Here is a 26,282-nt window from a genome sequence, read left to right as displayed (position 1 = left end):
GGTACTGCAGCGGATCTGTGGTATTCCCGCACGCTAGTGAGGGTTATGCGTTAGTGCGCACACGGTTCCATGGAATGAGCCGCTTCTCCGCCAGTACAACCGCTTCATAGAGCACGATGCCGAGAGCGGCAGCAATGACGATACAAGACCATGCTAGCGGCATATTGGCAAGCCGGATCTGATCCGACAGCAGGTATCCAAGTCCTTGGGAAGCGATAAAAAACTCGCCCACAATGGCACCGATAATACTGGTGGACATGTTGATCTTCAGTCCGGCAAAGAGGGACGGCATGGCATGTGGCAAGCGCAACTTCAGGAACACCTGCATACGGCTTGCAGCGAGTCCGTCCAGCAGCTCACCGTACTGCGGCTGTATGGAAGTGAGCCCTTTGAACAGACTGACTGCCATGGCTGCCATCGTAATGACGGCCACTACGGCAATCCGTGACCAGATGCCGTCCCCAAACCAGTTGTTCATGATGGGTGCCAGTGCAACAATCGGGACTGCGTTAAGAGCCGACATCACCGCGATCCCTGCCTTGCCGCTGATGGGGAAGAACGAGGCGCCTGCGGCTGCGACCGCCCCCAGAAGGGAACCCAGCAGGAAGCCGCCCAGCATTTCCGTCCCACTATATAGGGCATATCGAAAGAGCATTTCTGCATTATCCCGGATGGAAGCTGCAATGGCTGAAGGTACAGGAAGCTGATAACTTTCCAGAGAAAATAATTGATGAAACAACCGGAACTGCCACAAGGCGAGAAAACATAGGCCGGCCAGCCAGGGGAGCAAATGCAACATGGTCCATTTTTTCCGCGCAGTACCGACAGGCCGTTCCTGTTCTGCTTGTCCCTGCTGCCCCTGAATCTCCGAGCTGGTGACAGAAGCAGCCATAGCTGAACCGGACAAAGCTGCAGAACCGGAAACCGCAGCTGTTCCGTTCTCATCCCTGTTGCGGTTCACCATTACGCCTTCACTCATACCGTGTTTCCTCCCTTGGCTCTGAATTCGGGCTGCCAAGGCGTTAACCAGCGCTCGGCCAGGCTGATGACCAGATACGAGATTAGACCAATGCCGATACTAAGCATGATCGTAGCCCAGAACATGCCAGCTTGAGCACTGCCATAATACAAGGAACTGACCATCAGGACACCGAGTCCATCCGGTGCACCCATCAGTTCGACAACGATGGAAGAAGTGACGGCTAGCGGAGCAGCGATTTTCATGCCCGAGAATAGTCCCGGTAGGGCAGAAGGCAGCAGGCATTTGATATATCTGGCCGGAAGCGAGGCTCCGCAGGAACGCATCAACTCCAGATGCTCCGGCGCAGCGCTCTTTAATCCTTTTAACGTGTGAATGACAATGGGAAAAAATGTAACATAAGCCGCCATGACGATCCTGGCCCACTCGGCGTGATGAATAATGCCGTACACGATCGGTGCGAGACCGATAATTGGGATCATCTGTGACGAGATAACATAGGGAGATAATGTACGTTCCAGCCAGACGGCCGCACTCATAAGAAGTGCCAGCATTAGACCCAGCATTGCTCCTCCTGCGAATCCAATCGCTGCATTGCCGAACGTCACTGCCCCCTGCTCAGCGAGAGTGCCCGAGTAGCGAACCAGTGCGGCAAGAACGTCATGAAGGTAAGGCAGACGGGATGCAGCCTGCTGCGGTGACATCCACATGTGGAGAATCCAAGCTATACCCTCCCACAGCAGCAATAGGGATAGAATCCAGATCACGATCCAGGATCGGTAATCCAGTTTAAATGAGCGCAGGGACATGGCCCGGATCACGCTCCTCATGAAAACAATTGCGAATGGTGGTCAGCATGTGGTAGAAATCTTCAGTCTCTCTCAGTTCATTGGTTCGATCCGAAGGCAGCGCGACAGAGTGAATGGAATGTACTTGCCCGGGATGTGCCGAGAGGACGATAATGCGATCGGACAGGAATACGGCTTCGGGGATACTGTGTGTGACAAAGAGGAAGGTTTTGCCCGTGGACCGCTTGATCTCAAGCAGTTCCAGTTGAAGCTTCTCTTTCGTGAATTCATCCAGGGCGGAGAACGGCTCATCCATCAGCAGCAGCGGCGGGTCCAGCGAGAGTGCACGCGCAATCGATACCCGCTGCTGCATGCCTCCACTGAGCTGCCAAGGATAGTGGTCAGCAAATCGGGTAAGCCCGACCATCTCAAGCAGCTCACTACTGATGCGGCGGCACTCTCTTTTGCTTGTGCCCATGATCTCCAGCGGCAGCTCGACATTGTGACGTACCGTGCGCCAATCAAACAGGGCCGGTGTCTGGAATACGATACCGAATTGTCGCTGCAAGCGCGCCTTCTCAGGTTCTGAGCCTGCAATCCGGACGCTGCCTGAAGTCGGCTGCAGCAGATCGGCTATGAGCCTGAGCAATGTCGACTTGCCACAGCCTGAGGGACCAAGCAGCGAGACGAATTCATTGGACTGGATATGGAACGTTACATCAGACAGCGCGGTGACCTGCTTCGTTCCAGTGCCAAAAACGACAGATACATGATCAATTTCAATGTGGCGAGCTTCGGGGACGTTCATGGATGACATAGGCATACTCCTTTTCGCGGGGAAGTTAGGTTTCATTTCACACCAAGGCCGAATGGAAGGTTTGCGTTCACGAACGTAACAGGTTTTTCTGGTTAGGTAATACTATATATCATTGAGCAAAGATTACATTATACAGACTGTTTTGAGTATGGGCCTGTTCATGTTACACAGTGTAAAATGAGACGAATTCTCATTCGGGACGATGTCAGCCCATGGATGGTTTATCTGACATCACTTTATTCGATATGCCTATATAGCGCTGCATTTCAACATCCTTTCTTTATGGCTTGTTTATTCGTGCAAATATATAGAACTGGGTACGTATTCCAGTACAATAAGACCTACAATATAGGTCATTCACATGCCTATCCTCCTCAAAAAGCGCATGTTTCTTTGTATTTATTGAATAAATATTCGGAAAATATGACATATACCCTCGTATTCTTGTCGTTTTTCTTGTATAACGTTTTATATGGAAAAGATAGGAATACCCCTTCTTTTAGAAATGACAGAATCCATATCGTTTTATCAGGAAAGGGCTGTGCAATTAAGCTTTCAACTTCAAAGATCGGGGTGGTCTGTATGTTTGATTGGCTTGGCTGGAGAAAAGGGTGGCCGTTATGGCGGTCGTATCGGTTGAACGCACATATCAAAAATGATGTGGAGCAGATTTTTGAGGGAATTGCCGAAACCAGACATCAGCTTCTACTGGATTGGGCAGATGAACAGTGGCGTCATATGGATCAATTCGTGAACCAGATCAAGTCAGCAGGGCTTCTGGACACAGCACAAATCGTACAAAATAGCAGCAAATGGGATGCATGCTTCAAAGCAGCGTACATCCGGGCAGCAGATAGCACGGAGATTTTTATGTTGGACGAACAGAATCAGGTTGTATTTTCTACATATAAGAAACATATTGGACAGATCTATGAAGATAACGATGTTTCCATTGGACCAGGCTTGAAGTATGCAAGAGCAGATGCGACCGGGAAAAGATGTCTCTATGGACCCTATTCCGATCCAGTGACCATGGAGATCGGGCCCCGCTCCTCCTCTTTTCACGATGATGTCACCCTCATGTTTATTGAACCTATGGTGCAGGAAGGACGCTACATCGGCTCACTGTGCTGTCGAATCCCCAATGATGTACTCGGGGACTTGATCCAACGGGAGTCCGGACATGTCTATCCCGATTCGGGAGATAATTATCTCTTCATGGCCGAGTCGAAACTGCGCCCGCATCTGCAGCCAGGAACGGCCTTGTCCCGAAGCCGATTTGAGGATCGTACATTTACACATGGCGAAAATCTCAAGGATGGTGTCACAACCGATTGGGGGAGTGTATCCGTCAAGGAGCATACCGAACTGGAGTTGATGTTTACCGACCCATCCACTGGAGAGCTGCATCCTGGCGTTGCAAATACCATTCGTAACGGGTCGAATCTGTTTGCGGCCTATCCAGGTTATTCCGATTACCGTCATATTTCTGTTATCGGCAAAGGCATCACCTTCCAGCTTCCCCACTGCCCCGATCGATGGGGCATGATGTGCGAAGGTGACTTGGAGGAAGTATACCGGGTACGCAGTATCGGCTGGCGTCAGTTCAAGCTGCACAGCCTGTTTATCGGTTTATCAGGCATTGGGGGAGCTGCCCTCGTCTATGCCTTATCAGGAAGTGCATGGAGTGCAGCAGCTCTGGCGGCATTTAATATCATTCTGGGTTTGATCACAGCAGATCAACTGCAGCGGAGACATCATCAACGTGTACACGAGGACTTGCGGCGTATCAGCCGGTTTATTCGGATCAACGCAGAGGGTCAGGGCGATCTGACCCAGCGGCTCGATACATCCGCTTTTGCACAGGATGAATCAGGTGAACTCGCAAAATGGATTAATAACATGATTGATTCGCTCGAAGGCATCATGCTCAAGGTACAGATTGCCACCGTGGATGTGATGAACAACCAGTATCAGATGCGTACTTCCACCGAAACGACCCAAGTTACTACTGAACGTGTAAACCATAAGCTCGGGTCCATGATCCACGGCATACGTGAACAACTGGAAGATCTCGATCAGGCCAAGCTGGCTGCCGACCATATGCGTCTTACATTGCAGCAGCTGGAAGCCTCGGCCACAGAGCAGATTGTTGTTGCACGTCAGGAAGTGGAACGCATTGGCGGCAAAATGACTCAGATCTCCGGGACCGTCAAGGATACGAACCGTACGATTCTTTCCTTTATGGAGACCATGCAGGACATTTACCGAGCACTGGCGGCCATTGATGAAATATCCGCTCAAACGAATCTGCTGGCGCTGAATGCATCCATTGAAGCAGCACGTGTCGGGGAGCATGGCCGAGGTTTCGCTGTCGTTGCCGGGGAGATTCGCAAGCTGGCCGAGCTGTCCCGTTCCTCTACCGAAGACATCCATCAGATTCTGAATAATATCACTACTGCAGCCGATACCGCTGCCCGCTCTATTCATGAGGGAGATCAGGTACTTGCTGAAGGCAGCACACTGGTCCAAGCAGCTGCACAACTGCTGCAAAGTGCGTCAGCAGAAGACTCGCAGAGGACACAGGTCGTGGATCAAGTTGTCAGACTTATGGAAAATATCGCTGCCATCAGTCAACAAAACCGCTCCACGTCCGCAGAGGTGGAGACCGAGATGATGGCATTGCTGAGTGACATGATGCATGTTCAACAGTCTTCGCATAACGTGGAAGCCATCACCGTATTTTTGCAGCAGATTGTGGGTCAATTCCAGCTGACTCATTCCGAAAAAATTGCTGCCACCTGACGTTATCGTTGACGCGGATTGGAGAAATAGCTAAAATTTGATGCAACTGTTCTTTTGAATTTCGACGTTGTCGTATCGTTCATTTTATAGAAGCTTTCCAATCTGAATCAATGAAAGGGTGGTCAGCATGGAAATGCTCCAGGATTCGTTTGGTAGGATCCATGACTACATCCGTATTTCCGTTACGGACCGCTGTAATTTGCGTTGTGTGTACTGCATGCCGGCCGAAGGCATGGAGTTCGCCCCGCATGATGAAATTATGAGTTACGAGGAAATCACCCAGGTGCTCAAGGTACTCGCCCCGATGGGCATGCGCAAGGTGCGGCTGACTGGCGGTGAACCTCTGGTACGCAAGGATCTGCATAAGCTTGTTGGCATGATCTCGGCTATCGACGGGATTGAGGATATTGCGCTGACGACCAATGCGCTCCTGCTGGATAAACAGGCCCAGGCACTGAAAGACGCTGGACTAAACCGGATTAACATCAGTCTCGATTCCCTTCATGCGGACCGTTTCTCCATGATTACCCGCGGAGGAGACGTCAATAAGGTGCTCAAGGGGATTGAAACTGCAACGGCTGTTGGACTTGCGCCAATCAAGCTGAACGTGGTCCTGATGAAGGGCATCAATGATGATGAAATCAAGGATTTCATTGCGATGACGATCGATCAACCGCTGCATGTGCGTTTTATCGAATACATGCCCATCGGACATGCTTCGGATTCATGGCGTAAATCGTACCTCCCGCTGGAAACCGTCACTGATGTGTGCGCGGAAGCCGGCTGGACCGTAGAGAGCACATCGGGACCAGCAGGAAATGGTCCTTCCCGCAACATGAAGATTGTTGGTTCACAGGGAACTTTCGGTCTGATCCATCCGGTTAGCGATCACTTCTGTGATAATTGCAACCGGCTGCGCCTGACGGCAGACGGACATATCAAGGCCTGCCTGTACTGGTCGGATGAGTACAATGTTCGCCGCTACGTCGATGATCCGGATGCGATGGCTGCCCTCTTCCTCAAGGCACTCGGCACGAAGCCGAAGAACCATGAGATGGCGCTGGCGCTGGAGCAAAAAATGCAAAGCCATACCCCAACCGTACGGCGCATGTCCCAGATCGGCGGTTAAGCCTTCTTTTCAACCTTATAACGGTTACGAACGAATTAAAGAACTATGGATGCTAAGTAAGCTCAACAAACGTTGTGCAAACGATAATAGCTTGTTATGAAGCCGCAAAGGAGATATCCTTTGCGGCTTTTTTCATAAAGTCCTAAGAGGGTCACTAAAAAATAGGACTTCCTTTTCCTTTCTGCTACTAAAATTGTTACAATAAAAGATGATTATATATTGCCCTCTGGGTCTCTATAATTTCCGTGATACGGACGATGTATAATCAATGAAAACCAAACAAATATACCGCACATAGGAGCTGACTGGATGAACATTGTTGAAGCAATCGTCGCAGCAAGTCCATATTTTAAAATCATGCTTAAGGAACATAATCTGATGATTGCTGTAACCGACACCGAAAAATTCTGGTATTACGTGCCCAGCGAAGATCTTGACCTCGGTATCAAGGCAGGAGACCCTGTTTCACTAGAGGATCCTACACTGCGCCGTGCCCTGATCAACGGCGAGACTTCTGCCAATCGCATTGAAGCACATCATTACGGAACAGCCCTTAATTCTACAGCTACACCTCTGCGCGATGAAGCGGGGAATATTGTTGGTGCGCTTGCCATTGGTTTCTCTCTCAAAAACGAAGAGCAGCTTGGACATTTCACCGAATTGATCAGCGGCATCAGTGGCAGGCTGACCGACATGGTCCAAACTGTAGCAGCTCAATCCGAAGAGCTGACTGCCTCCTCTTCACAAATTCTGGACAACACCAAGGTTGCCGTTCAAAATGCAGCGGAAGTCAATAAAGTGGCCTCGTTTATCCGGGAAGTCTCCGAACAAACCAATTTACTCGGCCTCAACGCGGCTATTGAAGCAGCACGAGCGGGTGAAGCAGGCGCCGGATTCGGTGTAGTGGCCTCCGAAGTACGCAAGCTGTCCACCGGGACGAAGGAAGCTACCGTGAATATCGAACGTTCCCTCCAGGACGTACAGCATTCCATCCGTCAGATGGAGCAGGAGATTACATCCATCTCCCAGTCCAGTACGCAGCAGGCTGAACTTGTCACGGAATTTAGCGAAGTTATTGACCAGTTGAACAATGTGAGTGAGGAACTGAAGTCCTTTATTCAATCCATGATTCTGAAAGCGGAATAACGATAAACAGCATGATCAGATGTTACAACCGGCTGCAACTCAGCCTGTAACACAATGAACCCCGCACGCTATCGTGCGGGGTTTTTCTCAGCAAAAATTCCCGTGTGAGACGCTACATATGAATCAGCTTCCATATCATCATGGCCGCCATCACAATCATTACCACTGCCGATAACCGATTGAAGACCAGACTGATCCGTCCAGTAGTATCCGTTCTTCCAATCCACCTTCCAGCACTTGCGAGTCCAAGGAACCATATCCAAGAAACCGCCGCTGCGGTGATGGCAAAAGTAATCCGGTCCACCCCTTCATACTGAAGTGAGCTGGTGCCAATGACAGCTACTGTATCCAGCAGTGCATGCGGGTTAAGCAGGGATACGGAAGCAGCGAAAGCAATCTGGCGCCCTGCGGTCAACACGGATGCTGAGCCACTCACGGTTCCGGATGACTTCCATATGCTCCATGCCATATACAGCAGAAATGCACTGCCCCCTGCATACAACACACCGGCGAGTAGCGGCCACTGCAGCAAAATGAGAGACACCCCTCCGACCGCAGCACCAATTAATAATGTATCGCTAATACCAGCTGTCACTACCGCCGGAAGTGCACGCAATAAACTTCGCTGGCTCATCCCCTGGTTAAAAATAAACACGTTCTGCACGCCAAGTGGCAGGATCAGGCCAAACGCCAGTACCACGGCATGTATAATTACACTCATTGTTCATCCCCCTTGTATATGTCTCTATATTAGAGGGGATGACTTTCCGTGTGACCAACCAATTGGATGGCATGGAGACCAACCAAAATGATATAGTTGTCGATATACAATTTTGGTACACAAATTCGGTATACAAAAAAAAGCCTGAATCATCTTATCCCACTGGAGGCAAGCTCAGCATGAAGCATTCTGATCCAAGACAGGGCATTGACTGGAAACCTGATCCTGCAATCCCCCTGGCTCTGTTCCGTCAGATTGAAATATATATCCGTGAAAAAATAACGACCGGAGAATGGACTGCGGGCTACCGCCTGCCTTCCCAGCGAGTGCTGGCTAAGTCCATGGGCGTTAACCGCAGTACACTGGTCGCTGCGCTGGACAACTTGATCGCTGCCGGCATGATTGAAGGCAGACGCGGCGGCGGAACCTACGTCTCCGGTTCCGGCTGGTATGCACTTGCCAATGGGGCGCCACCCAACTGGAATGAAGCGATTGAGGAGGGCTGGTATTACCCCAACCTCCCTGAAGTACAGCTCATTAATCGTGCCGAATTCCAGCCTGGTATCATCCGGCTCGGGACCGGAGAGCTTGCACCTGAACTAATGCCGGAAGACGCCTTCAATGACATCCTGCGTTCTCTCTCTGAACGGTCCCGTACGTTAAATTACCTTCAGCCTCAAGGCAGTCCGGAGCTCCGTGAGGCCTTGTCTGACTATTTGCTGACTTGCGGCATTCAGGCGTCTCCCAGTGCAATTCTAATTGTCTCGGGCTCGCTGCAGGCGCTGCATTTGATATCCGTCGGCCTGCTTCCCCGCGGGTCGGCTGTCCTGCTGGAGAAACCCTCCTACCTCTATTCCATACATGCCTTCCAATCCGCGGGATTAAAAATGAATGGCATTCCCATGGATGCAGGTGGATTACAAATACAGCTACTGGTAGATATGATCGAAGGAGGCACTCATCAGGGCCATCCTTCGCCGCTGCTCTACACCATACCGAGTTTTCACAATCCGACGGGTTCCGTCATGAGTGACGCTCGCCGAAACGAGTTGATGTCTGCGGCCCGTGCCGGAGGCATATCCATTCTGGAGGATGCCGCCTACACGGACCTGTGGCTGGACATGCCCCCGCCTTTATCGTTAAAAGCGAGGGACACGGATGGCCGCGTGCTTCATATGGGCACGCTGTCCAAGGCTGTCAGCCCTGGTCTGCGTCTGGGCTGGCTGGTGGGACCTGAACCAGTTATTCGCCGCCTGGCAGACATCAAGATGCAAACGGACTATGGCACCAGTTCACTCGCGCAGGAAGCTGCCGCACTCTGGTTTGCGGAAGGATACCACACACGGCACATGGAGCGTCTGCGGCCAGAGCTTCGCCGCCGCCGAGATTTTATGCTAGATCTGCTGGAACGTTATTTCAAGGACATAGCCCAGTGGAACAAACCAGCCGGAGGCTTCTACATCTGGCTCAAGTTCACTGCCACCACTCTTTCGATGCGCCAGCTGTTCCATGCCTGTCTCCAGGATGGTGTGCTCATTCACCCTGGTTTTCTGTATGACCGCTTGGATGCGGACCACCTCAGACTGTCCTATGCGTATGCTTCGCAGGACGAGATGGAGCGCGGGATGCAGCGGTTAGCCAAAGCAGCCAGAAACCTGTCGGTTCATAACAAATAACCACACAGGACCATGAGGATCTCTCATCAGGTAATGTGTGGTCAAAGGTAGGCTTACGTTCTTCACGTGATTGCATACGCCTCACATGCTCGGCGGACGCTTGTCCACCAGATCCTGATACTCCTGCATGGTGTTCATATTGCTTAACTGTGCCGCTGCATCCAGGACCCCTGCTCTCTCCAGATCCTCTGCTTCCACATACCGACACCCAACCTCCTCCAGCCAACGAGTGACTCGCAAGCGGTCTTCAATCAGACACTGTTCGAGGCTGGGAAGTACATCAATATGATATATGCCTACCAGTGGATGAACACGTCCATCCAGACGCGGCACCATCGCCGGATGTGTCTTGTCCGATTCAACAAGCCGTTGCATTGCGGTGAATAAGGAGGGCTGGACCAAAGGCATATCGCAGGCGCAGACCAGATTCCACTCGGTCTCGGATGCTTCAAATGCGGCATGCAGCCCGGCCAGCGGCCCCTTTCCAGGGTAGCTATCCTGAACACACGTATAACCGAAAGCTTGATAAGCATCCGCATTCGGTCCGGCAGCAACGATGACACGGGATACTGCAGGAGCTATAGCCGAAGCCACATGCTCCAGCACAATGGAGCCATCCAGAGGCAGCAGCGCCTTATTGGAGCCCATCCGGCTGGATAAGCCCCCTGCCAGTATAATGCCAGTCCATTCCTTCATGTTCACGGTTATCATCCCTTCCGGTTCTCATATAATAAACTTATTCTATACATTGAATCCCCTTTCAACAAATGATACATTGAAGAATATTGATTCTGAAAGGAATGGCTCTATTTGGACAGATATGCACCCGGAAGAGGCAATCCCTCTTTGGTTTCGCTGAAGCTATATAACTTTTTCATATACGGAGCCATCTCCATCTTCGCCGGTTTCCTCCAATTGTATCTGCAGGAGATCGGCATGACCAAGCTGGAAATCGGAAGTCTGATGGCGATCGGCCCCTTTGTATCTTTATTTGCCAATCCGTTCTGGGGCTACTGGAGTGACAAGTCCCGCAATATCCGCATTGTCCTGATGATGATGATGGGGGGCACCTTCGTGCTGGCACAAGCGGTGTTTCATGCACCGACCTATGCCTGGATCTATGGAGCCATGATATTCTTTTATTTCTTCCAAAGTCCGCTGTTTGCCCAAACCAACAGCCTTATTCTCGGGTATATCGATGGGACCACGCAGAAATTCGGTACTTTCCGGCTGTGGGGCTCCCTCGGCTGGGCTCTGACTGCGGCAGCTGCAGGACCGCTTATTGACCGATTGGGTGTCGGCAGTGTTTCGATTGTCTTCGCCTGCTTAATTATCATTGCATTTGCTTTTGCCATGTTTCTGCCAAGGCAGCCGATCGCTTCGGACACTCCTGTAGTGACCTTCCGCCGTTTCGGCAGGGTGATGTTCAATCCGTATTTCATGGCGTTTATCGGACTGGGTGTGCTGGTGTCGGTTCCCAATGCGATGAACAGTACATTTATGTCCCTCTATATTACAGAGATGGGCGGCAACAAACAGATGGTCGGATGGGCCATCTTTACCTCATCTATTCTTGAAGTAGGTGTCTTCCTGCTGCTGGATCGCTTCTTGAAACGAAAAATGAGCATGCTGCTTGCAAGTCTCGTGCTCGTTAGCCTGTTATTCGCCGTTCGTTGGCAGCTGATGGCTGAGGCCGTTAATCCCCTGGAGATTGTATTTATCCAGCTAATGCATTCCATTACGTTTGGCGGATACTTCTATGTCGGAACCCAGCTGACCATGCTGTTTATTCCGAGACCTTATCGCTCTTCTGGCCAAGCTGTGTATACAATGGCCTGGGGCGGTATATCCGGTGTCATTGCTGGTTTGTTCGGTGGCTGGTTATTCCAGAGCTTCGGTGCCGAGGTCATGTATAACATTGGCGTCTTTTTCTCTCTCATTGGCGCAGCAGGTTTTGGTGTCATGTGGTTGATCAATCGCAAGAATGGCTACCAACCTGTTGTGCTGACTGAAATGGGAAGCATGGATGAGGATGGATAATGAAAAAAGGGAAGTAAGAAAAAGGGTGTCTCCACGCAGCTATTGCGTGGGGACACCCTTTTATTTATTTCATGTATCTTATGCCTTCGGCAGTTGGAACGAGCTTTTCAGCGATACTACCCGGTTGAATACAGGGCGTCCTGGCTCCGAATGCTTCGGATCCACACTGAAATATCCATGGCGGAAGAACTGGAATTTATCCTGTGCTTTCGCCTCCTGCATCTCTTGCTCCACATACCCGTGAACGATCTCAAGGGAATTCGGATTTAATTGATCCAGGAATGTTTTTTCCGGTTGCTCTTCCACGACCTCAGCTCCGGCTACTTCTGCTTCTACATCAGCATCCGGTGCTTCTGCCAAGATCAATGGCTCGTACAGACGGAATTCAGCCGGTACAGCCTGGCTTGCTTCCACCCAGTGGATGGTTCCTTTGACTTTACGGCCTGTGAATCCACTGCCGCTCTTCGTTTCCACATCATAGGTACAATGAATCTCGGTCACATTTCCTTCAGCATCCTTGATCACATCGTTACATTTAATGAAGTACGCATGTTTCAGTCGAACCTCATTACCAGGGAACAAACGGAAGTATTTGTTCGGCGGATTCTCCATGAAGTCGTCTTGCTCAATGTAGATCTCGCGGGAGAACGGAATTTTACGATTACCCATCTCCGGATTCTCCACATTGTTCTCAGCTTCCAGCCACTCCACTTCCCCTTCAGGGTAGTTGGTGATGACCACTTTCAGTGGGTGCAGAACCGCCATGGTGCGCGGAGCTTTCAGCTTCAGATCCTCACGGACAAAGTGTTCCAGCGTTTGCAGGTCAATTACGCCCTGACTTTTCGAAATACCTGTCTCGAATACAAAATCACGAATCGCTTCCGGTGTGTAACCCCGGCGACGGAGACCTGAAATCGTTGGCATGCGCGGATCGTCCCATCCATCCACATGTCCTTCGTCCACAAGCAATTTCAGTTTCCGCTTGCTCGTTACCATCTGGGACAGGTTCAAGCGACCAAATTCATATTGATGCGGCTGACTCTCCATCTCACATTCAGCGATAACCCAGTCATAGAATGGTCGTTGATCCTCAAATTCCAGGGAACAGAGGGAATGTGTCACACCTTCAATGGCATCTTCCAGCGGATGAGCGAAGGCATACATCGGATAGATACACCATTTGTCACCGGTGTTGTGATGGTGTGCATGAGAAATCCGGTAGATGACCGGATCACGCAGGTTAATATTAGGTGAGGACATATCAATCTTCGCACGCAGCACTTTCTCTCCATTTTGGAATTCACCTGCGCGCATCCGTGTGAACAGATCCAGGTTCTCTTCTACAGTACGATCACGATATGGGCTGTTCTTGCCCGGTTCGGTCAGCGTGCCGCGCATTTCCCGAATTTCGTCGGCGCTTTGGTCGTCGACGTACGCCTTTCCTTTTTGGATCAGCAGGACAGCGCGTTTGTACATCTCGTCAAAATAGTCGGAGGCAAAACGTTTCTCGTTCCACTCAAAGCCGAGCCATTTAACATCCTCCTGGATGGATTGTACGTATTCCACATCTTCCTTCACCGGATTCGTGTCGTCAAAACGCAGGTTCGTCTTGCCGCCGAATTCAGCGCCCAGCGTGAAGTTGATCCAGATGGCCTTGGCATGACCAATATGCAGATAACCGTTCGGTTCCGGAGGAAAACGGGTAATGACTTCCTGGACTTTTCCTGACCGGAGATCTTCGGTAATAATATTTTTGATAAAGTTAGGAGGGGTTGTACGATTGTCCACAGGTATCAAACCTTTCATGAATTGATTGGAGCTTTCAGAAATTACAAAGTGTTTCATCTAAATATACCTTTAACGAGGGACGAGTTCAATAAAGAACGGCACCAAAGTCCGGATTGCCTGTATGCAAGATAGGCCAAAAACCATTTTGACGGGTTCGCACGAATCATGTAGCATGATAGTAAAAACAAAATATAGGGAGGGATTCCCATTGAACGCGCTGAAACTGACCAAAGAACAACAGGATGAAGCCATTCGCACGATTCAGTCGTATTTCCAAGAGGAACGCGATGAAGAACTTGGCGACCTGGCCGCTTGGGGGGTGCTCGATCTGTTTATGACGAAGCTCGCTCCCTACATATATAATCAGGCTCTCAGTGATGCTCGCACCACCGTGAATCAACGCATGGCCTCCATGGAAGAAGATCTGTTTGCTTTGGAGCGCAAACTGCCCTCTGCTTCCCGCTAAACCACTACTTATAAAGAAAGAAGGTTGCACTCATGTTTACCTATTCATTGGATGAATATACTGAGCTCCGTCCACTCTCTATAGAGCACACTAAGCCGCTGTTTGAACTTACGGATCGTTCCCGCGATCAATTGAGACACTGGCTGCCATGGGTGGACCATGTCACCGAAATTGAACATACCTCAAATTTCATTAACAATGCGCTGAAGCAAGGTGCCGAGAACGGAGGCTTCACCGCAGGTGTATGGCTGAAGGGCGAACTCGCTGGCATTATCGGATTCCACGAGATTAACTGGACCAATCGTTCGGTAAGCATTGGATACTGGCTCGGCAAGGGTTTTGAAGGTCAGGGACTCATGACCAGCGCTTGTCGTGTTTTGGTCGATTATGCTCTGGTCACCCTGGACCTCAATCGGGTAGAGATTCGTTCAGCTACAAACAACAAGCGCAGCCGCGCCATCCCTGAGCGTCTTGGATTTGTCCTGGAAGGCGTTATTCGTCAGGCTGAGAAATTACCTAAGGGATACGTCAACCATGCCGTATACGGCATGCTGCAGCATGAATGGGAGCTTTTGCGCTAACCCGCATACATATCGATACAACATGGAATGTCCGTATCTGCACGAAGCCACCTTCGTGCAGATACGGACATTTTGGATTGGGCCGACAAAATTGAACTTTTACTGCGTCTTAAGGTCTTTTTCAGCCTCTCCTCATCCTGGACGTCTAAGATAACGTTGTGGGTCCATGGCCCATACCATACACAACCATACTGAGAAAGAGGGTGATCGCTGATGAAGAGAAGCAGAACATCAAGAACCATGATGATTACCAGCACGATGGCTTTGACGATCGCACTTGGCGGAGGATTGTTTGTAAACAGCATGGCGAGTGCCGATCCAGCTGCAGGCACTTCCACTCAGAAGAAAAATGCCAGCTCCGCAACGAATTCACATACATCGAAATCATCAAAATCCATAAATGATAACAAGGGAGCCGGGCATGGCCGATATACCGATGAGCTGGTCTCCGCCCTCGGCGTAACAGTAGACGAGCTGAAAGAAGCCCGCAAGGCGGGCAGCACTATTGCCGAGATGGCCGCGAGCAACCATGTGGACGTGCAGACTGTCATTGACAAGCTTGTCGCCGCCGGGAAGAGCGAGCTGCAGCAGCAGCTGTCTGACGGAAATATTACACAAACCCAGTATGACACACGGATAGCCGGTCTGAATGAACGAGTGACGGACTTGGTGAACGGCGTACTGCCGGAAGGACGACAAAGTTCCAGGGGCAAGCGTGACGAGGCTTCAGGAACTGAACCCGATTCAGGCAGCCCAGACGAATCCACCAGCACGAACAGCACTGATCCGGCCTGAGGGATCATGCCAGCTCGTTTGTATGTTTCTACATGTTTTCGATCAAAAACCCTCTGTCTTCACCCATGGTGTGACAGAGGGTTTTACATGATTCCTATATCTAACCGGACTCATTCCGATAAATTACCTTTCCATCTTTAGAGAGCACGTACCATACCACCATCCACCACTAGCGAAGTACCGGTAATGTAGGTATTGGCCCCGGATAAAAGAAATACCACGGCTTTGGCGAATTCCTCGGGCTGACCGTATCGTCCCAGAGGGATTTCCTTGCGGAACTGTTCGGCTACCTCTTCTTCACGGATTCCATTCTGCTCTGCCCGGGCTGTGTCGAGTTCACGTATCCGGTCTGTTCCGATTCGTCCAGGTGCCACCGTATTGATCAGAATGCCATAAGGAGCAAGCTCCTGTGACAACGTCTTCGCCAGACCAAAGACACCCGTGCGGAACGTGTTGGACAGAATCAGCCCCGGAATGGGCTGTTTCACTGAAGTTGAAGCAATATTCACAATATGTCCGCCATTGGCCTTCATATAAGGGAGGGCCCCACGAATCATACGTACATAGCTCATAACATTCAACTCAAATGCACGTACCCAATCCTCATCTGTTAATGATTCAAATGTTCCCGAGGGAGGACCGCCAGAGTTGTTCACCAGGATATCAATCTGTCCGAACAGTTCCCCTGTCTTATGGATCAGTGCGTTAATGTCTTCCTTCCGTGTAACATCCGTTACGCAGTATTCAACGCGTCCTCCGCCGTCCAGTTCCAGCAGCTCTTGCTTGACGGCTGAGAGCTTCTCCTCGTTCCTGCTCGCAAGCATCACGTCTGCGCCTTCTGCGGCCAGCTGTGCTGCCACCGCCTTGCCCAGTCCCTGACTGGACGCAAGCACCAGCGCTTTTTTACCCCGAAGTCCCATATCCATTATATTGTTCCTCCTTCGCCATCGAACTACCGTTCAGTCCGGATAAAATAACTCATGAGAATATCGTCCACGTACTTCCCGGCGATATAAAATTCCGACACCAGTCGGCCCTCCGTCTCAAATCCACATTGGGTGTAAAAAGCGATCGCTCCCGGATTGCTCGACAGCACGCGAAGACGCAGCTTATGTATCCCCTGTTCACGAGCATATTCTTTCATGGCATGCATCAGGGACGTGGCCACGCCACTACGCCGGTCATTGGGATGAACAGCAATATTAATCTCGTAGACATGACGATTGACAGGCATTCCCGTAGCCGGATAAAAGCCCACATAGCCACAGACCCGGTCTCCCTGAACGGCAACCAGCTGGCTGCCGGGCGGACAATGCTGCAGAAATTGCTGTCTGGACTTCCAATGGAACGGCGCTGGAGAGGTATGTATATCCCACACGAGAGCATCCATCTCCATCAGTTGGGGTGCATCCTTCATCTCGGATGGCCGAATTTTATACGTTTGACGGGTAAGCATCGCATTTCAACCTTTCATACAGGTAATTACATTATTCCAGCGCGCTGTATGGCCCTTGGATTATAGCTGATAGATACCACTAGCGCATTTTTTTCATCTGATTATATTGTAGCACAGCCCTCAGCCTGAACTAAAATTGGGTGTCCCCCTTAACCTTTACGTTACGTCATCGTTTATACTGATTGTCATGAAGGAGGTGCGTCCCTTGAATATTAAAGAGGCGGCAGGCAGGCTTGGCATATCCCCCAGAGCGATCCGTTTTTACGAGGAAAAAGGATTAGTTCTCCCCGCCAAGCAGGCCAGCAATGGATACCGGAGCTACACGGAAAATGACATCTGGCGGCTTCAGACGATTGCCGCACTGCGGGAGATTGGCATGTCACTTCAGGATATTACTCACGCACTCAGTGAGATTGATCAAGGCAACCAACAGCGGCTGGAAGAGTATCTCGAGCTGCAGCAGGCCGTCATGTATGCCCAGTGGATTGAACTGAAACGCATGCTGGATACAACCCAGCGCATGATTGATCTCAATCGTCAAGACGGGCCACTGGATGTTAGCCATCTCCATGAACTTGCAGACAGTTCCCGCCGCCTGCGGGAAGCACGCCAGAACTGGCATGATCGTTGGAACTATGATACCCAGGCTGCTATCCATGATGAGCGTGTTCATGCCAAAAGCGGCTGCATCCCTGCATCTGCCCCATCTTTACCGGAGGAAGCCGATAACATGCCTTATAACGAATCCAGGTACACCGTAGAACACCCGGATATCAAGAAGGCCCCACCGTCTTCCTTTTACCTGTATCACAACTATGACGAGGCGCTTGAACAGACTGCGAATTGGATCTCCCCTGTTCCCGGTGAACACGGACTTGATATCGGAACAGGCACCGGTAATCTGGCAGGCAAGTTATTGGAACGCCATGCCATCATGACGGGGATTGACCAGTCCAGAGAAATGCTGCGCACATGCCGTACCAAGTACCCCGGGATGCATGTGAAGCTGGGGAATTTCCTGGCTCTGCCTTTTGCCGACCAGACCTTTGATTTCCTTGTATCCAGCTTCGCCTTCCATCATCTGAGTCCGGATCAGCAGCAGCTGGCGCTGCAGGAGATGCAGCGGGTATTAACCATGCGGGGACGGATCTGTCTAACCGATCTCATGTTTGCGGACGCACTTCACCGCGAAGCTTATATAAGACAAGCTGAGTCAGATGGAAACGGTGAGCAATTGCTTGCCGTAAGAGAACGCCATTTCCCCCTATTGGATGAATTGACCGGGTGGCTTGAGGCGCATGGCTACGTTACAAAATACGTTCGTCACAATGAGCTGCTGCATACGATGCTGGCGGTTCCGCTGCGTTGATAAAGGTGATACGCGTGCTCCCCTTATGGCACAAGACTTGGGCCACTGTCTCTCACGTTCATGAAAAAAAGGCCATCCTGCCTATTAAGGAGGATGGCCTTTCATTACACTCAAGCATCAAGCTCATAAGAAGTGAGTTACATATAAATATCAACGAGGGTACGGTCCGAAGTACGCAGCTGTCTGAACTCATCCAGTGAGATGCAGACCCCGCCCTGACGGTAACGATTCGCCGTAACTTCTGTGCGGATATCTTTGCCGTTTACGGTTACACGGTTAACCGATCCTTCGTTGAGGTGATAGATAAACGTTACCGGTTCACCTGCATATTCAAATTCGAATTGCATGCCGTCCAGCTCAGCTGGCAGGACAGGGTCAATGACCAGATCTCCACCTTCCTGACGGATACCAAGTGCATTCGAGATCAGCTGGTTCATGTAGATCCCCGGGCCGCTGGAGTAGATTCTCCATCCACCCTTCACCTGTACGGTACCTTTGCGCAATTGATCAAAGTGCTCCTGTGCCTCATAACGTGTGTTGAATTTGCCGTCGGAACTGCTGAAGTACGCATTGGCTTGACGAATCTCTGCATTAGGTACAACCTCACCGATGCCAACCGGGTTGATCATCGCGAGTCCATTCCATACCTGATCTGTCTTACCGAGCTTGGCCATTGCTTCCACATAACGAATGTGAGCGTGTACGTACTGCAACCCGATTTCGCGTCCGAAGTTGGATGCCTGTTCTGCCCGCTTGAAGTGGCTGCTTACACCGCCGGCATACTGAGCCGGACGATTCATCAAGCGCACTCCATCCGGGCACAGGAAATGCTCGCGAATCAGTGCATAATGCGATTCAGCTTGTTCTGTCGTTAGCAATTCACCGATCATGCTGCGTGTCATAGGCAGCAGACGATACTGAATGCCTGTCTCGGTATCGGTCGGATGCAGCATCAGCTTCGCCTGATCCGCGTCCTCCATGTACACAAAGCCCGGAATAACATCGGTTCCCAGCATGTAACGGTTGAAGTCTTCATGGATACCCTGAGCCAGAGCTCCAAGCTCCTCTGCGAAGGAAGCATCCTTGTATTTCAAAGCCTGTGAGAGCACGTTGACGGATTGATACGTTAGAGCTACTGTCCAGCTGCTCACCATAAACTGCTTGAGCTGTGCGTTGGCAGGTTGCAGGGTATCGTCCCAGTCCCCATCACCATAGGAAGACAGGAACGTATCGTGCAGGAAGTGCGAACGAATGTATTCGATCTCTTTCTTCGCATGATCCAGTACCGTTGCTGTTTCTTCCGTGAATCCAAAGCTGTGTTTGACGGTGTAAGGCACTTTTTCATCCAGAATCGCATAGTCGCGCGTCGCCGTCAGATAGTCTGCCAGCACTTTCAGCGGCCAGACGATGATATCGCCGTGACTCTCTTCCTGCTGGATGGCAAAGTATTTGTCAAACATGAACCATTGCGGCCAGTTGCCGTCATCCTCGTATTGGTGCGTGTAGACCATTTTGATGATGTCGCGTACCTGCTCGTATTTTTGAGTAGCCATGAAGTATTCAACCGGACCCTGACATACGTCCCGTGTACCCCATGCTGCGCCGCCGTATTGCTCCAGACCGTGAGGCACGGAATAGTGAACAAGCATGTTGTGTGTATACCACCAGGCCAAGGCATTCACTTTGAACAGATCCTCAGCGCGCTGACCTTCCCCGCGGGACAAACGGAAGCCATTCATTACACCCTCGAAGAATTCGCGATAAGCCTGTACTTCCTCTTCAAATGTAAGAGTTGATCCAGCTTCGTCAGCTTGGCCTTCCAGTACACCCTGCACTTTAAGCGTCCACTCTGCACTCTCTTCCAGGCTAAGCGTAACGAGCGAAGCAGATCCACTGCGGATACCGCTTGCCAGCAGCGTCTCGTCGCCTGCGTTCATTGAGGCACCCTCTACAGACATGCGATATTGCAAGTCAGGATATGTGCCGGCACTGATTGCTTTTGGGTCTGCTTTGAAGACCAACGTATTGCCCTCCTGCGTCATATGCAGTGGATACTCGTATTCGTTCACATTCATTGTGATCTGGTTGGTTACCAGATAGCGATAGGCTTTACCGCTTGTGGAACGCACGTTCATGCTCACTTCCGTTGTATGCGCCCCAGTATAGTTCGTCACGATGAGTGTATCGGATTCGGTTTTGTACATCCAGCGCACATAGTTGAAGCCAATTTCGAACAATGACGGCATTGTGAGCAGACGATATTGGCCATCCATCTCTACGTAAATGCGTTGTCCGGCAGTCTTGGGCACGTTCAGTGCATTGCGGGCGTTACTGATCATTTTGTTAAAATTAGTGTTGCCGATAACCAGCTGTGAGTTGAAGATACCGTACATATAAGACGTTGTTGTAATGACCTGTGCTCCAAGCTTCACGTTGCCACCGCTCATCAGGATATGACCGTGAGGACGCTCCACCAGCAGTTCCTTGGCTTTCAGCACGATATGTTCGTAACTGCCTGTGAAGAAGGACAGGAGTGAATCCTCATTACGCTCTTCCTGGTGACGATCAGGGAACAGTTCCTTGATTTCCTCTTCTGTCATGTCCAGTGCCACAAGCGGCTCGCCCAGGCTGGAAGACAGCTTCACTTGTTCGAGCGTTTCACCGTACTGAACTTCGAGTTTCTGTACAGCGTCCCATGCCGTAGACACTTCATCTGCATACTCCAGTGCGGAAATGCCTTCTGAATGATTGGACTTCGCCAGTCCATAGAAGACAACCTCAGCTTCCCCGTTCAGGTTCAACAGCTCGGATTGCAGCGCCGTATAGGCGAACTCATATTGATAAGTCTCATTAGCCAGAGTTTTACGGCTGAGACCCTCCGGTTCGTTGGTTTCCTTGTAGGATAAGCCGAAGAATTGGAATCCATCTGTAGAGTAGCCGACTGCTCTAGTTAAAGAGCCTTGCTGCATATAAGGGAATACGCCGCCTTGAGGCTGGTTTTGACGGGAACAAACGACATACCCTTTCGCTTCGTCTTCAAAGACAGTATGGTCAATATACTGTGACAGATAGGCCTCGTTGCTGCGTACCGCACCTGGATCAGCCAGTCCAACATCCTGTCCGTAGACGATATCTACTCCGTTATGCTGCCCTTTCAGTTTCACATCCCAGAACCATACGCCTTGCGATGCTGCAGTGAACACGACCTGATAACTAATGCCTTGTTCCTTGCCTTCCAATGGGATGCTGCCTTCCCAGATTAGTTGATTGCCTGGCTGAGCCTTGCTTGTAATCACCTTACTGTTCGAACGTGCACCCAGCAGCGGGAAAGAGCTAATGTTCTCGCCCTCGTGTACTCGCAGGTACAGATTGTTCAGAGATCCATCGATCTGATTGCTTAGCAGCTGGTTCAGCATGGTTGTACCGGATGTGGCCTGGTACAGGTCCCCACTGTTCAAAAAGGTAAACGTCAATTCCCCGGCAGTCAGCCGGATCGGTTCATTAATCATCGTTGTCATGTCATTCACTCCTTCATTTAGTAAAAATCGAAACGTTTCGAATCAACTGAAAAAGAATAGGGTTCCTCTGCAAACCAACCTGTTAAAGGCCAATCTGGTTACGAACCCCTGGTTTTATTTTCACGCTGGCTATACCTGAACAGGCAACCATTCCAGAACACGCTTGATCTTCATATCCCAATAACTCCACTCATGGCCACCTGGCTCTTCCTCATACGTCACCTGTACATCCAGTTCCTTCATCGTATGCCGAAATGTCTGGTTGGCTTCGTACAGAAAATCTTCTGTTCCACAGCATTGATACAATTGCGGGAACGTCGTCCCTGACGCAGCCAGTCTGCGGCTAACAGCCAGCAGATCGTCATCACTGCCTTCAATTCGCTCCGGACTCCCGAAGATGCTCTGCATTTCTGCAGGGGTGAAGTTCCCTTCGCCACGCACCCTGCTTGCCAGATCAAGCCCGCCCGAGAGGCTGGCTGCCGCAGCATATCGTTCCGGAAAACGCAGACCCAGCTTGAATGCACCATACCCGCCCATGGAAACGCCAGTTACAAATGTATCTTCACGGCGGTCCGAGATGGGAAAGAGTGACTTTACGAATGCAGGCAGTTCCTCACTTATATATGTAAAATAAGACCCGCCCTGCTGCATATCCATATAATAGCTTCGCCCTGCCGATGGCATCACAACCGCAATCCCCCTGGCCTCAGCCAAACGTTCGATGGATGAATGCCTTGTCCATTCGGAGTGGTCTGCACCGCGTCCATGCAGCAGATACAGGACAGGCAGTTTGCCATCCCGGCTTGCACGAAGCGGTGAACGCTCAGGCAGTATAAGTGTAATGTCTGTAGACACGCTAAGACTTTCGGCGAACAACTGGCATTGGATCAAAGCCATTGCTTCATCTCCTGTTCAACGAGATTTACGTGATGATCATGGATGCAATTATTTGAGAAATGGTCCCTTATGCCTCGATATAAAAGGACCTTACTCATCCAAACGCTGCTTCTTACGCGGGCTGGGTACCCGACTCTGCCTGCACAGAACGTACAGACTCGCGTTCCACCATTTCTATCGTCAACGTATAAGATGGATTCACGGCTTCACCATTTAGCATCTGAAACAGAAGATGTCCTGCAAGTGAGCCGGCCTCGTGCTTCGGCTGCCGTACCGTGGTGAGCGGAGGACGAACGAATTCCGACAATTGAATATCATCAAACCCGATAACCGAAATATCATTTGGCACGGATATGCCGCTCTCTTCCAGCGCCTTCAAACCACCTATAGCCATCTCGTCATTCCCGTAAAATACAGCGGTTGGAAGCTCGCCCTGCATAATCATCATTTTGGTTGCGCTATGCCCGCCCTCACGTACGAAATTGCCGCTTAGACGCCATTTGGATTTCTCTTCAAGCCCTGCTTCCTTCATGGCTCTCAGATATCCCTGGTAGCGCAGGGCATTATCATACGAGTTGGATGGACCGCTAATGTAGGCAATCTTCCGGTGCCCCTCATTAATCAGGTGACGCGTAGCCAGGTATCCACCTTGTTCACCGTCAACCAGCACATTGACCAGATGGTCACCTGACAGATGACGATCCATTACAATAATAGGAAAACGCTGCCCTGCTGATTCGACCAAAATATCATCCTGAATGTTGTGCGCGAGTACAATCGCACCATCCACTCTCTTTTCCCTCAAAAACCGGACTGCCGTTGAATCACGACCGCCCATTGAACTGCACGCAATCAGATCATATCCATTCGCAAGCGCCACATCCTGAACGCTGCGGATTAACTCCGAGTAATACGGGCCCGAAAGATCAGTCAGAATTAACGCAATCGTATTCGTCCGGCTCCGTTTCAGGTCCATGGCAAAGCCGTTTTTGCGATAATTCAGTTCCCGGGCTGCCTCAAGCACTTTTGCCTTGGTCTTGGCGCTAACCTTGCTATCCCCGTTTAATGCATAGGAAGCGGTCGAGAGCGCCACACCTGCCAGCTTTGCCACATCCTTAATCGTTGCCATTCCACGCTCGCCCCTTCTAACTTGACCAATTTCATAAGTTACCTACATTTTATACTGTAAATGGTTGTGACAACCACCAAATTCTATACTTTATCATTGAATATTAGCCGGTTTTACTTAATCGAAACGTTTCGAAGTGATATCAAAAAAAAATCTTCCATTCTGCTTCTTGCCCAACGGCTTATTCGTACCAGCTTTAACTGGGGATCCATTCGCATCGAGACAAGCCTTTCAATGTAAAACTCAACAGGCAATTCCTTACAAAGATCGTATGGACATGCTTCTTGGCAAGACATTGAAACGTTTCGACATTTTTATTATAGTCGGTGTTGATAGCGATTTCAACCTCTTTATTCATTTTCACTGAAATAAATGGACTTCCTGATCCAAGCAACCACACTCAGCAATAATGGTATATACTGCATATTAATTCAAACCAAGTAAGGAGACATCTGTGTTATGAGCTTTATGGAGCAAAACGAATACCAACATCCTCTACCCAAAACCAGTCCTATGCACGAGATTCGGTCCCTTTCACCAGTGATGTACAAGCTGCGCTATCTGGTTCATTTTCATGATCAAGAGGCCTTCTCTCGCACAGATGAAGACTGGAACAGACTGCATGTGATTTATGTCGTTACATCGGGTCAGGCAAGGCTGATCAGCATGGATCGGAATTTGACAGTGAATACCGGGTCTGTAGTGGTTCGACAGGCCGGAGCCCTGATTCAGCATGAACAGACACGCGGCTCATTATCGCCGGTACAAGGGATTGCTATAGCTTTTGAAGGAACCGACATTGAATCGTCGTTCTGGCCGTTTGGAACACCTGCGTCCATTGCGAACCGCGCGATTGCCGAGATTGCATTCGAGCTGGTGCTTGCCTGTTCCAAAAGCGAGGCGTCCGGTCTGTTCAAACCGCACATGCTATTCTATCAGCTGCTTGATGTGTTATACGATCATTTTGTCCGTTCAAGCCGTAATGAGCATTCATGGCTAGATCTTGTCATCAGACACATTCATGACAGAATTGACCATCCACTGACACGAGATCAATTGGCGAGAGATGCCAATGTGAGCCCAGAACATTTTTCACGGGAATTCAAGAAGCATACCGGTCTTACCTTTGTGGAATATGTCACCCGGCTTAGAATTCGGTTAGCACAGGAGCATCTGCTATTCTCCAATCCCACACTGCAGGAGCTCGCACAGCTGACAGGCTACCGGGATATTTTCTATTTAAGCCGTAAATTCAAGCAAATGGTCGGAACCGCGCCAACCCTTTACCGAAAGACGCCCAAGAAGATTGTAACCCTTACTTATAACTATACCGCTTCTCTGCTGGCACTGGGTTATACCCCCTACATGGGAGCTGTGGCCTCCTGGATGGAAAATAAACTTGCTCAAAATGGACAGCAATCCTTCATACAGCACTCCGAATATGAACTGTTTACCCGGCTTGATCTGATTGCAGACTCCGATGCAGATGTCATCATCGGTTACGCGCCGCACTCCAGTACGGATGAATTACGACAGATCGCACCGACCATTCTGATGCCATTTGAGGAAATGGACTGGCAGGAGCAATTCCTTCAACTGGGCCGGGTTACAGGCCTGGAGAACAATGCCAAGGCATTGCTAAGTCATTATGATCAGCTTCAGACGGACGCCAATCATAGGCTGGACTCATCAATCGGCACGAGAGGATCAGCCATATGCATCTTTTGGACTGGCGAAAGTGGAGCTTATGTATATGGCCAAGGCTGGGGCAGGGCCTCGTATATCCTGTATCAGTCATTGGGCTTCACTCCACCCGCACGTATGGAAAAAGACGGCCAATTACTCACAGGTTATGTACATGTGCCCACTTCGGACATTCACCTGTATGATGCTGATCATATATTTATGGCTTATCCAACAGATCCAGAGGAGCGACAAGCTCTGGAATTACTCCTTAGTCAGGGGCACTGGAGCAGCCTTGGCGCTGTTCGCAATGGACAAGTCTACGAGATTGAAGCAGACATGTTTTACGGATTTGATCCACTATCAGTTATTGAACAGCTGCAAACTATCATGCATAAACTCACATCACAATTGTCCATGGAACACTGATCATAGTTGTCCATTTACAAATGTCAAATCTTCCTCTATGTTATTAATGAGAATAATAATCATTATTGAT

Annotated in this window: 21 protein-coding genes; 10 read left to right on the top strand and 11 right to left on the bottom strand. The window is 50.2% G+C overall.

Annotated elements, in window-relative coordinates; all coding sequences use genetic code 11:
• Window positions 1-43 precede the first annotated feature (43 nt).
• From MH144_RS15300 to MH144_RS15290, 3 genes are read right to left on the bottom strand one after another with little or no spacing between them, the layout of a single operon-like run.
• Window positions 44-979 (bottom strand): ABC transporter permease, encoded by a 936-nt coding sequence (locus MH144_RS15300; RefSeq protein ID WP_239301806.1) that lies wholly within the window; start codon window positions 977-979, stop codon window positions 44-46.
• The gene (locus tag MH144_RS15295) at window positions 976-1,788 is read right to left on the bottom strand and encodes an ABC transporter permease (protein ID WP_239301804.1); all 813 of its coding nucleotides are present in this window, start codon (window positions 1,786-1,788) and stop codon (window positions 976-978) included. The genes MH144_RS15300 and MH144_RS15295 overlap by 4 nt, the downstream gene beginning before the upstream one ends.
• Window positions 1,769-2,584 carry an ABC transporter ATP-binding protein gene (locus tag MH144_RS15290; RefSeq protein WP_239301794.1) on the bottom strand — a complete coding sequence of 272 codons (816 nt, stop codon included), beginning with the start codon at window positions 2,582-2,584 and terminating at the stop codon, window positions 1,769-1,771. The genes MH144_RS15295 and MH144_RS15290 overlap by 20 nt, the downstream gene beginning before the upstream one ends.
• A 582-nt stretch (window positions 2,585-3,166) precedes the next feature.
• On the opposite strand from MH144_RS15290, the gene MH144_RS15285 reads away from it, so the two are divergent.
• The 3 genes from MH144_RS15285 (at window position 3,167) to MH144_RS15275 (ending at window position 7,664) form a co-directional block, all read left to right on the top strand.
• Window positions 3,167-5,389, top strand: coding sequence for a methyl-accepting chemotaxis protein (locus MH144_RS15285; protein ID WP_239301792.1), 2,223 nt, complete (start codon window positions 3,167-3,169; stop codon window positions 5,387-5,389).
• Window positions 5,390-5,516: 127 nt separating this feature from the next.
• Entirely contained in the window at window positions 5,517-6,518 is a 1,002-nt protein-coding gene (moaA, locus tag MH144_RS15280; RefSeq protein ID WP_239301790.1) for a GTP 3',8-cyclase MoaA, read from the top strand.
• A gap of 309 nt (window positions 6,519-6,827) precedes the next feature.
• Window positions 6,828-7,664 (top strand): methyl-accepting chemotaxis protein, encoded by an 837-nt coding sequence (locus MH144_RS15275; protein ID WP_239301788.1) that lies wholly within the window; start codon window positions 6,828-6,830, stop codon window positions 7,662-7,664.
• Between the two features lie 112 nt (window positions 7,665-7,776).
• On the opposite strand, the gene MH144_RS15270 is transcribed toward MH144_RS15275, so the two are convergent.
• Window positions 7,777-8,385 (bottom strand): LysE/ArgO family amino acid transporter, encoded by a 609-nt coding sequence (locus MH144_RS15270; RefSeq protein WP_239301776.1) that lies wholly within the window; start codon window positions 8,383-8,385, stop codon window positions 7,777-7,779.
• Between the two features lie 179 nt (window positions 8,386-8,564).
• On the opposite strand from MH144_RS15270, the gene MH144_RS15265 reads away from it, so the two are divergent.
• Window positions 8,565-10,061: an aminotransferase-like domain-containing protein gene (locus MH144_RS15265; protein WP_239301765.1), complete on the top strand. Its 1,497-nt coding sequence runs from the start codon at window positions 8,565-8,567 to the stop codon at window positions 10,059-10,061.
• An 81-nt stretch (window positions 10,062-10,142) separates the two neighbouring features.
• Here MH144_RS15265 and mobA read toward each other — a convergent pair whose 3' ends face one another.
• Window positions 10,143-10,757, bottom strand: coding sequence for a molybdenum cofactor guanylyltransferase (gene mobA / locus MH144_RS15260; RefSeq protein WP_239301763.1), 615 nt, complete (start codon window positions 10,755-10,757; stop codon window positions 10,143-10,145).
• A 114-nt stretch (window positions 10,758-10,871) separates the two neighbouring features.
• Here mobA and MH144_RS15255 point away from each other — a divergent pair, with 114 nt between their 5' ends.
• Window positions 10,872-12,101 carry an MFS transporter gene (locus MH144_RS15255; protein WP_239301761.1) on the top strand — a complete coding sequence of 410 codons (1,230 nt, stop codon included), beginning with the start codon at window positions 10,872-10,874 and terminating at the stop codon, window positions 12,099-12,101.
• A 78-nt stretch (window positions 12,102-12,179) separates the two neighbouring features.
• On the opposite strand, the gene MH144_RS15250 is transcribed toward MH144_RS15255, so the two are convergent.
• Window positions 12,180-13,907 (bottom strand): glutamine--tRNA ligase/YqeY domain fusion protein, encoded by a 1,728-nt coding sequence (locus MH144_RS15250; protein ID WP_239301759.1) that lies wholly within the window; start codon window positions 13,905-13,907, stop codon window positions 12,180-12,182.
• A gap of 190 nt (window positions 13,908-14,097) precedes the next feature.
• Between MH144_RS15250 and MH144_RS15245 the strand changes: the two genes are divergently transcribed.
• The 3 genes from MH144_RS15245 to MH144_RS15235 all read left to right on the top strand — a co-directional run bounded on the left by MH144_RS15245 (window position 14,098) and on the right by MH144_RS15235 (window position 15,731).
• Window positions 14,098-14,355 (top strand): DUF2164 domain-containing protein, encoded by a 258-nt coding sequence (locus MH144_RS15245; RefSeq protein WP_239301757.1) that lies wholly within the window; start codon window positions 14,098-14,100, stop codon window positions 14,353-14,355.
• Window positions 14,356-14,387: 32 nt separating this feature from the next.
• Window positions 14,388-14,936: a GNAT family N-acetyltransferase gene (locus MH144_RS15240; protein ID WP_183523559.1), complete on the top strand. Its 549-nt coding sequence runs from the start codon at window positions 14,388-14,390 to the stop codon at window positions 14,934-14,936.
• Window positions 14,937-15,149: 213 nt separating this feature from the next.
• The gene (locus MH144_RS15235; RefSeq protein WP_239301755.1) at window positions 15,150-15,731 is read left to right on the top strand and encodes a hypothetical protein; all 582 of its coding nucleotides are present in this window, start codon (window positions 15,150-15,152) and stop codon (window positions 15,729-15,731) included.
• Between the two features lie 137 nt (window positions 15,732-15,868).
• Here MH144_RS15235 and MH144_RS15230 read toward each other — a convergent pair whose 3' ends face one another.
• Both MH144_RS15230 and MH144_RS15225 read right to left on the bottom strand, forming a co-directional pair.
• Window positions 15,869-16,657 carry an SDR family oxidoreductase gene (locus MH144_RS15230; RefSeq protein WP_239301754.1) on the bottom strand — a complete coding sequence of 263 codons (789 nt, stop codon included), beginning with the start codon at window positions 16,655-16,657 and terminating at the stop codon, window positions 15,869-15,871.
• 26 nt (window positions 16,658-16,683) lie between these two features.
• Complete coding sequence (locus MH144_RS15225; protein ID WP_239301753.1) at window positions 16,684-17,187, bottom strand: GNAT family N-acetyltransferase; 504 nt, start codon at window positions 17,185-17,187, stop codon at window positions 16,684-16,686.
• Window positions 17,188-17,383: 196 nt separating this feature from the next.
• On the opposite strand from MH144_RS15225, the gene MH144_RS15220 reads away from it, so the two are divergent.
• Window positions 17,384-18,556, top strand: a complete 1,173-nt coding sequence (locus MH144_RS15220) for a methyltransferase domain-containing protein (protein ID WP_481857368.1) — start codon at window positions 17,384-17,386, stop codon at window positions 18,554-18,556.
• A 137-nt stretch (window positions 18,557-18,693) separates the two neighbouring features.
• Here the strand turns inward: MH144_RS15220 and MH144_RS15215 are convergent, their stop codons facing one another.
• From MH144_RS15215 to MH144_RS15205, 3 genes are all read right to left on the bottom strand, one after another.
• Window positions 18,694-22,074 (bottom strand): GH36-type glycosyl hydrolase domain-containing protein, encoded by a 3,381-nt coding sequence (locus MH144_RS15215; protein ID WP_239301751.1) that lies wholly within the window; start codon window positions 22,072-22,074, stop codon window positions 18,694-18,696.
• A gap of 129 nt (window positions 22,075-22,203) precedes the next feature.
• Entirely contained in the window at window positions 22,204-22,971 is a 768-nt protein-coding gene (locus MH144_RS15210) for an alpha/beta hydrolase (protein WP_239301750.1), read from the bottom strand.
• A 112-nt stretch (window positions 22,972-23,083) separates the two neighbouring features.
• The gene (locus tag MH144_RS15205) at window positions 23,084-24,100 is read right to left on the bottom strand and encodes a LacI family DNA-binding transcriptional regulator (protein ID WP_239301749.1); all 1,017 of its coding nucleotides are present in this window, start codon (window positions 24,098-24,100) and stop codon (window positions 23,084-23,086) included.
• 459 nt (window positions 24,101-24,559) lie between these two features.
• On the opposite strand from MH144_RS15205, the gene MH144_RS15200 reads away from it, so the two are divergent.
• The gene (locus MH144_RS15200; protein WP_239301747.1) at window positions 24,560-26,212 is read left to right on the top strand and encodes an AraC family transcriptional regulator; all 1,653 of its coding nucleotides are present in this window, start codon (window positions 24,560-24,562) and stop codon (window positions 26,210-26,212) included.
• Window positions 26,213-26,282: the final 70 nt, after the last annotated feature.

It is taken from the genome of Paenibacillus sp. ACRRY (assembly GCF_022346995.1).
Lineage (GTDB): Bacteria > Bacillota > Bacilli > Paenibacillales > Paenibacillaceae > Paenibacillus.
This window is presented reverse-complemented; position numbering and strand designations above follow the sequence as displayed.

What these genes read in the sequence shown, in the direction of transcription:
- MH144_RS15225 (WP_239301753.1), bottom strand. Translation starts at nt 17,187, where the DNA reads ATGCTTACCCGTCAAACGTATAAAATTCGGCCATCCGAGATGAAGGAT.
- MH144_RS15290 (WP_239301794.1), bottom strand. Translation starts at nt 2,584, where the DNA reads ATGTCATCCATGAACGTCCCCGAAGCTCGCCACATTGAAATTGATCAT.
- MH144_RS15300 (WP_239301806.1), bottom strand. Translation starts at nt 979, where the DNA reads ATGAGTGAAGGCGTAATGGTGAACCGCAACAGGGATGAGAACGGAACA.
- MH144_RS15200 (WP_239301747.1), top strand. Translation starts at nt 24,560, where the DNA reads ATGAGCTTTATGGAGCAAAACGAATACCAACATCCTCTACCCAAAACC.
- MH144_RS15240 (WP_183523559.1), top strand. Translation starts at nt 14,388, where the DNA reads ATGTTTACCTATTCATTGGATGAATATACTGAGCTCCGTCCACTCTCT.
- MH144_RS15270 (WP_239301776.1), bottom strand. Translation starts at nt 8,385, where the DNA reads ATGAGTGTAATTATACATGCCGTGGTACTGGCGTTTGGCCTGATCCTG.
- moaA (WP_239301790.1), top strand. Translation starts at nt 5,517, where the DNA reads ATGGAAATGCTCCAGGATTCGTTTGGTAGGATCCATGACTACATCCGT.
- MH144_RS15275 (WP_239301788.1), top strand. Translation starts at nt 6,828, where the DNA reads ATGAACATTGTTGAAGCAATCGTCGCAGCAAGTCCATATTTTAAAATC.
- MH144_RS15205 (WP_239301749.1), bottom strand. Translation starts at nt 24,100, where the DNA reads ATGGCAACGATTAAGGATGTGGCAAAGCTGGCAGGTGTGGCGCTCTCG.
- MH144_RS15250 (WP_239301759.1), bottom strand. Translation starts at nt 13,907, where the DNA reads ATGAAAGGTTTGATACCTGTGGACAATCGTACAACCCCTCCTAACTTT.
- MH144_RS15235 (WP_239301755.1), top strand. Translation starts at nt 15,150, where the DNA reads ATGAAGAGAAGCAGAACATCAAGAACCATGATGATTACCAGCACGATG.
- mobA (WP_239301763.1), bottom strand. Translation starts at nt 10,757, where the DNA reads ATGAAGGAATGGACTGGCATTATACTGGCAGGGGGCTTATCCAGCCGG.
- MH144_RS15210 (WP_239301750.1), bottom strand. Translation starts at nt 22,971, where the DNA reads ATGGCTTTGATCCAATGCCAGTTGTTCGCCGAAAGTCTTAGCGTGTCT.
- MH144_RS15230 (WP_239301754.1), bottom strand. Translation starts at nt 16,657, where the DNA reads ATGGATATGGGACTTCGGGGTAAAAAAGCGCTGGTGCTTGCGTCCAGT.
- MH144_RS15265 (WP_239301765.1), top strand. Translation starts at nt 8,565, where the DNA reads ATGAAGCATTCTGATCCAAGACAGGGCATTGACTGGAAACCTGATCCT.
- MH144_RS15295 (WP_239301804.1), bottom strand. Translation starts at nt 1,788, where the DNA reads ATGTCCCTGCGCTCATTTAAACTGGATTACCGATCCTGGATCGTGATC.
- MH144_RS15215 (WP_239301751.1), bottom strand. Translation starts at nt 22,074, where the DNA reads ATGACAACGATGATTAATGAACCGATCCGGCTGACTGCCGGGGAATTG.
- MH144_RS15285 (WP_239301792.1), top strand. Translation starts at nt 3,167, where the DNA reads ATGTTTGATTGGCTTGGCTGGAGAAAAGGGTGGCCGTTATGGCGGTCG.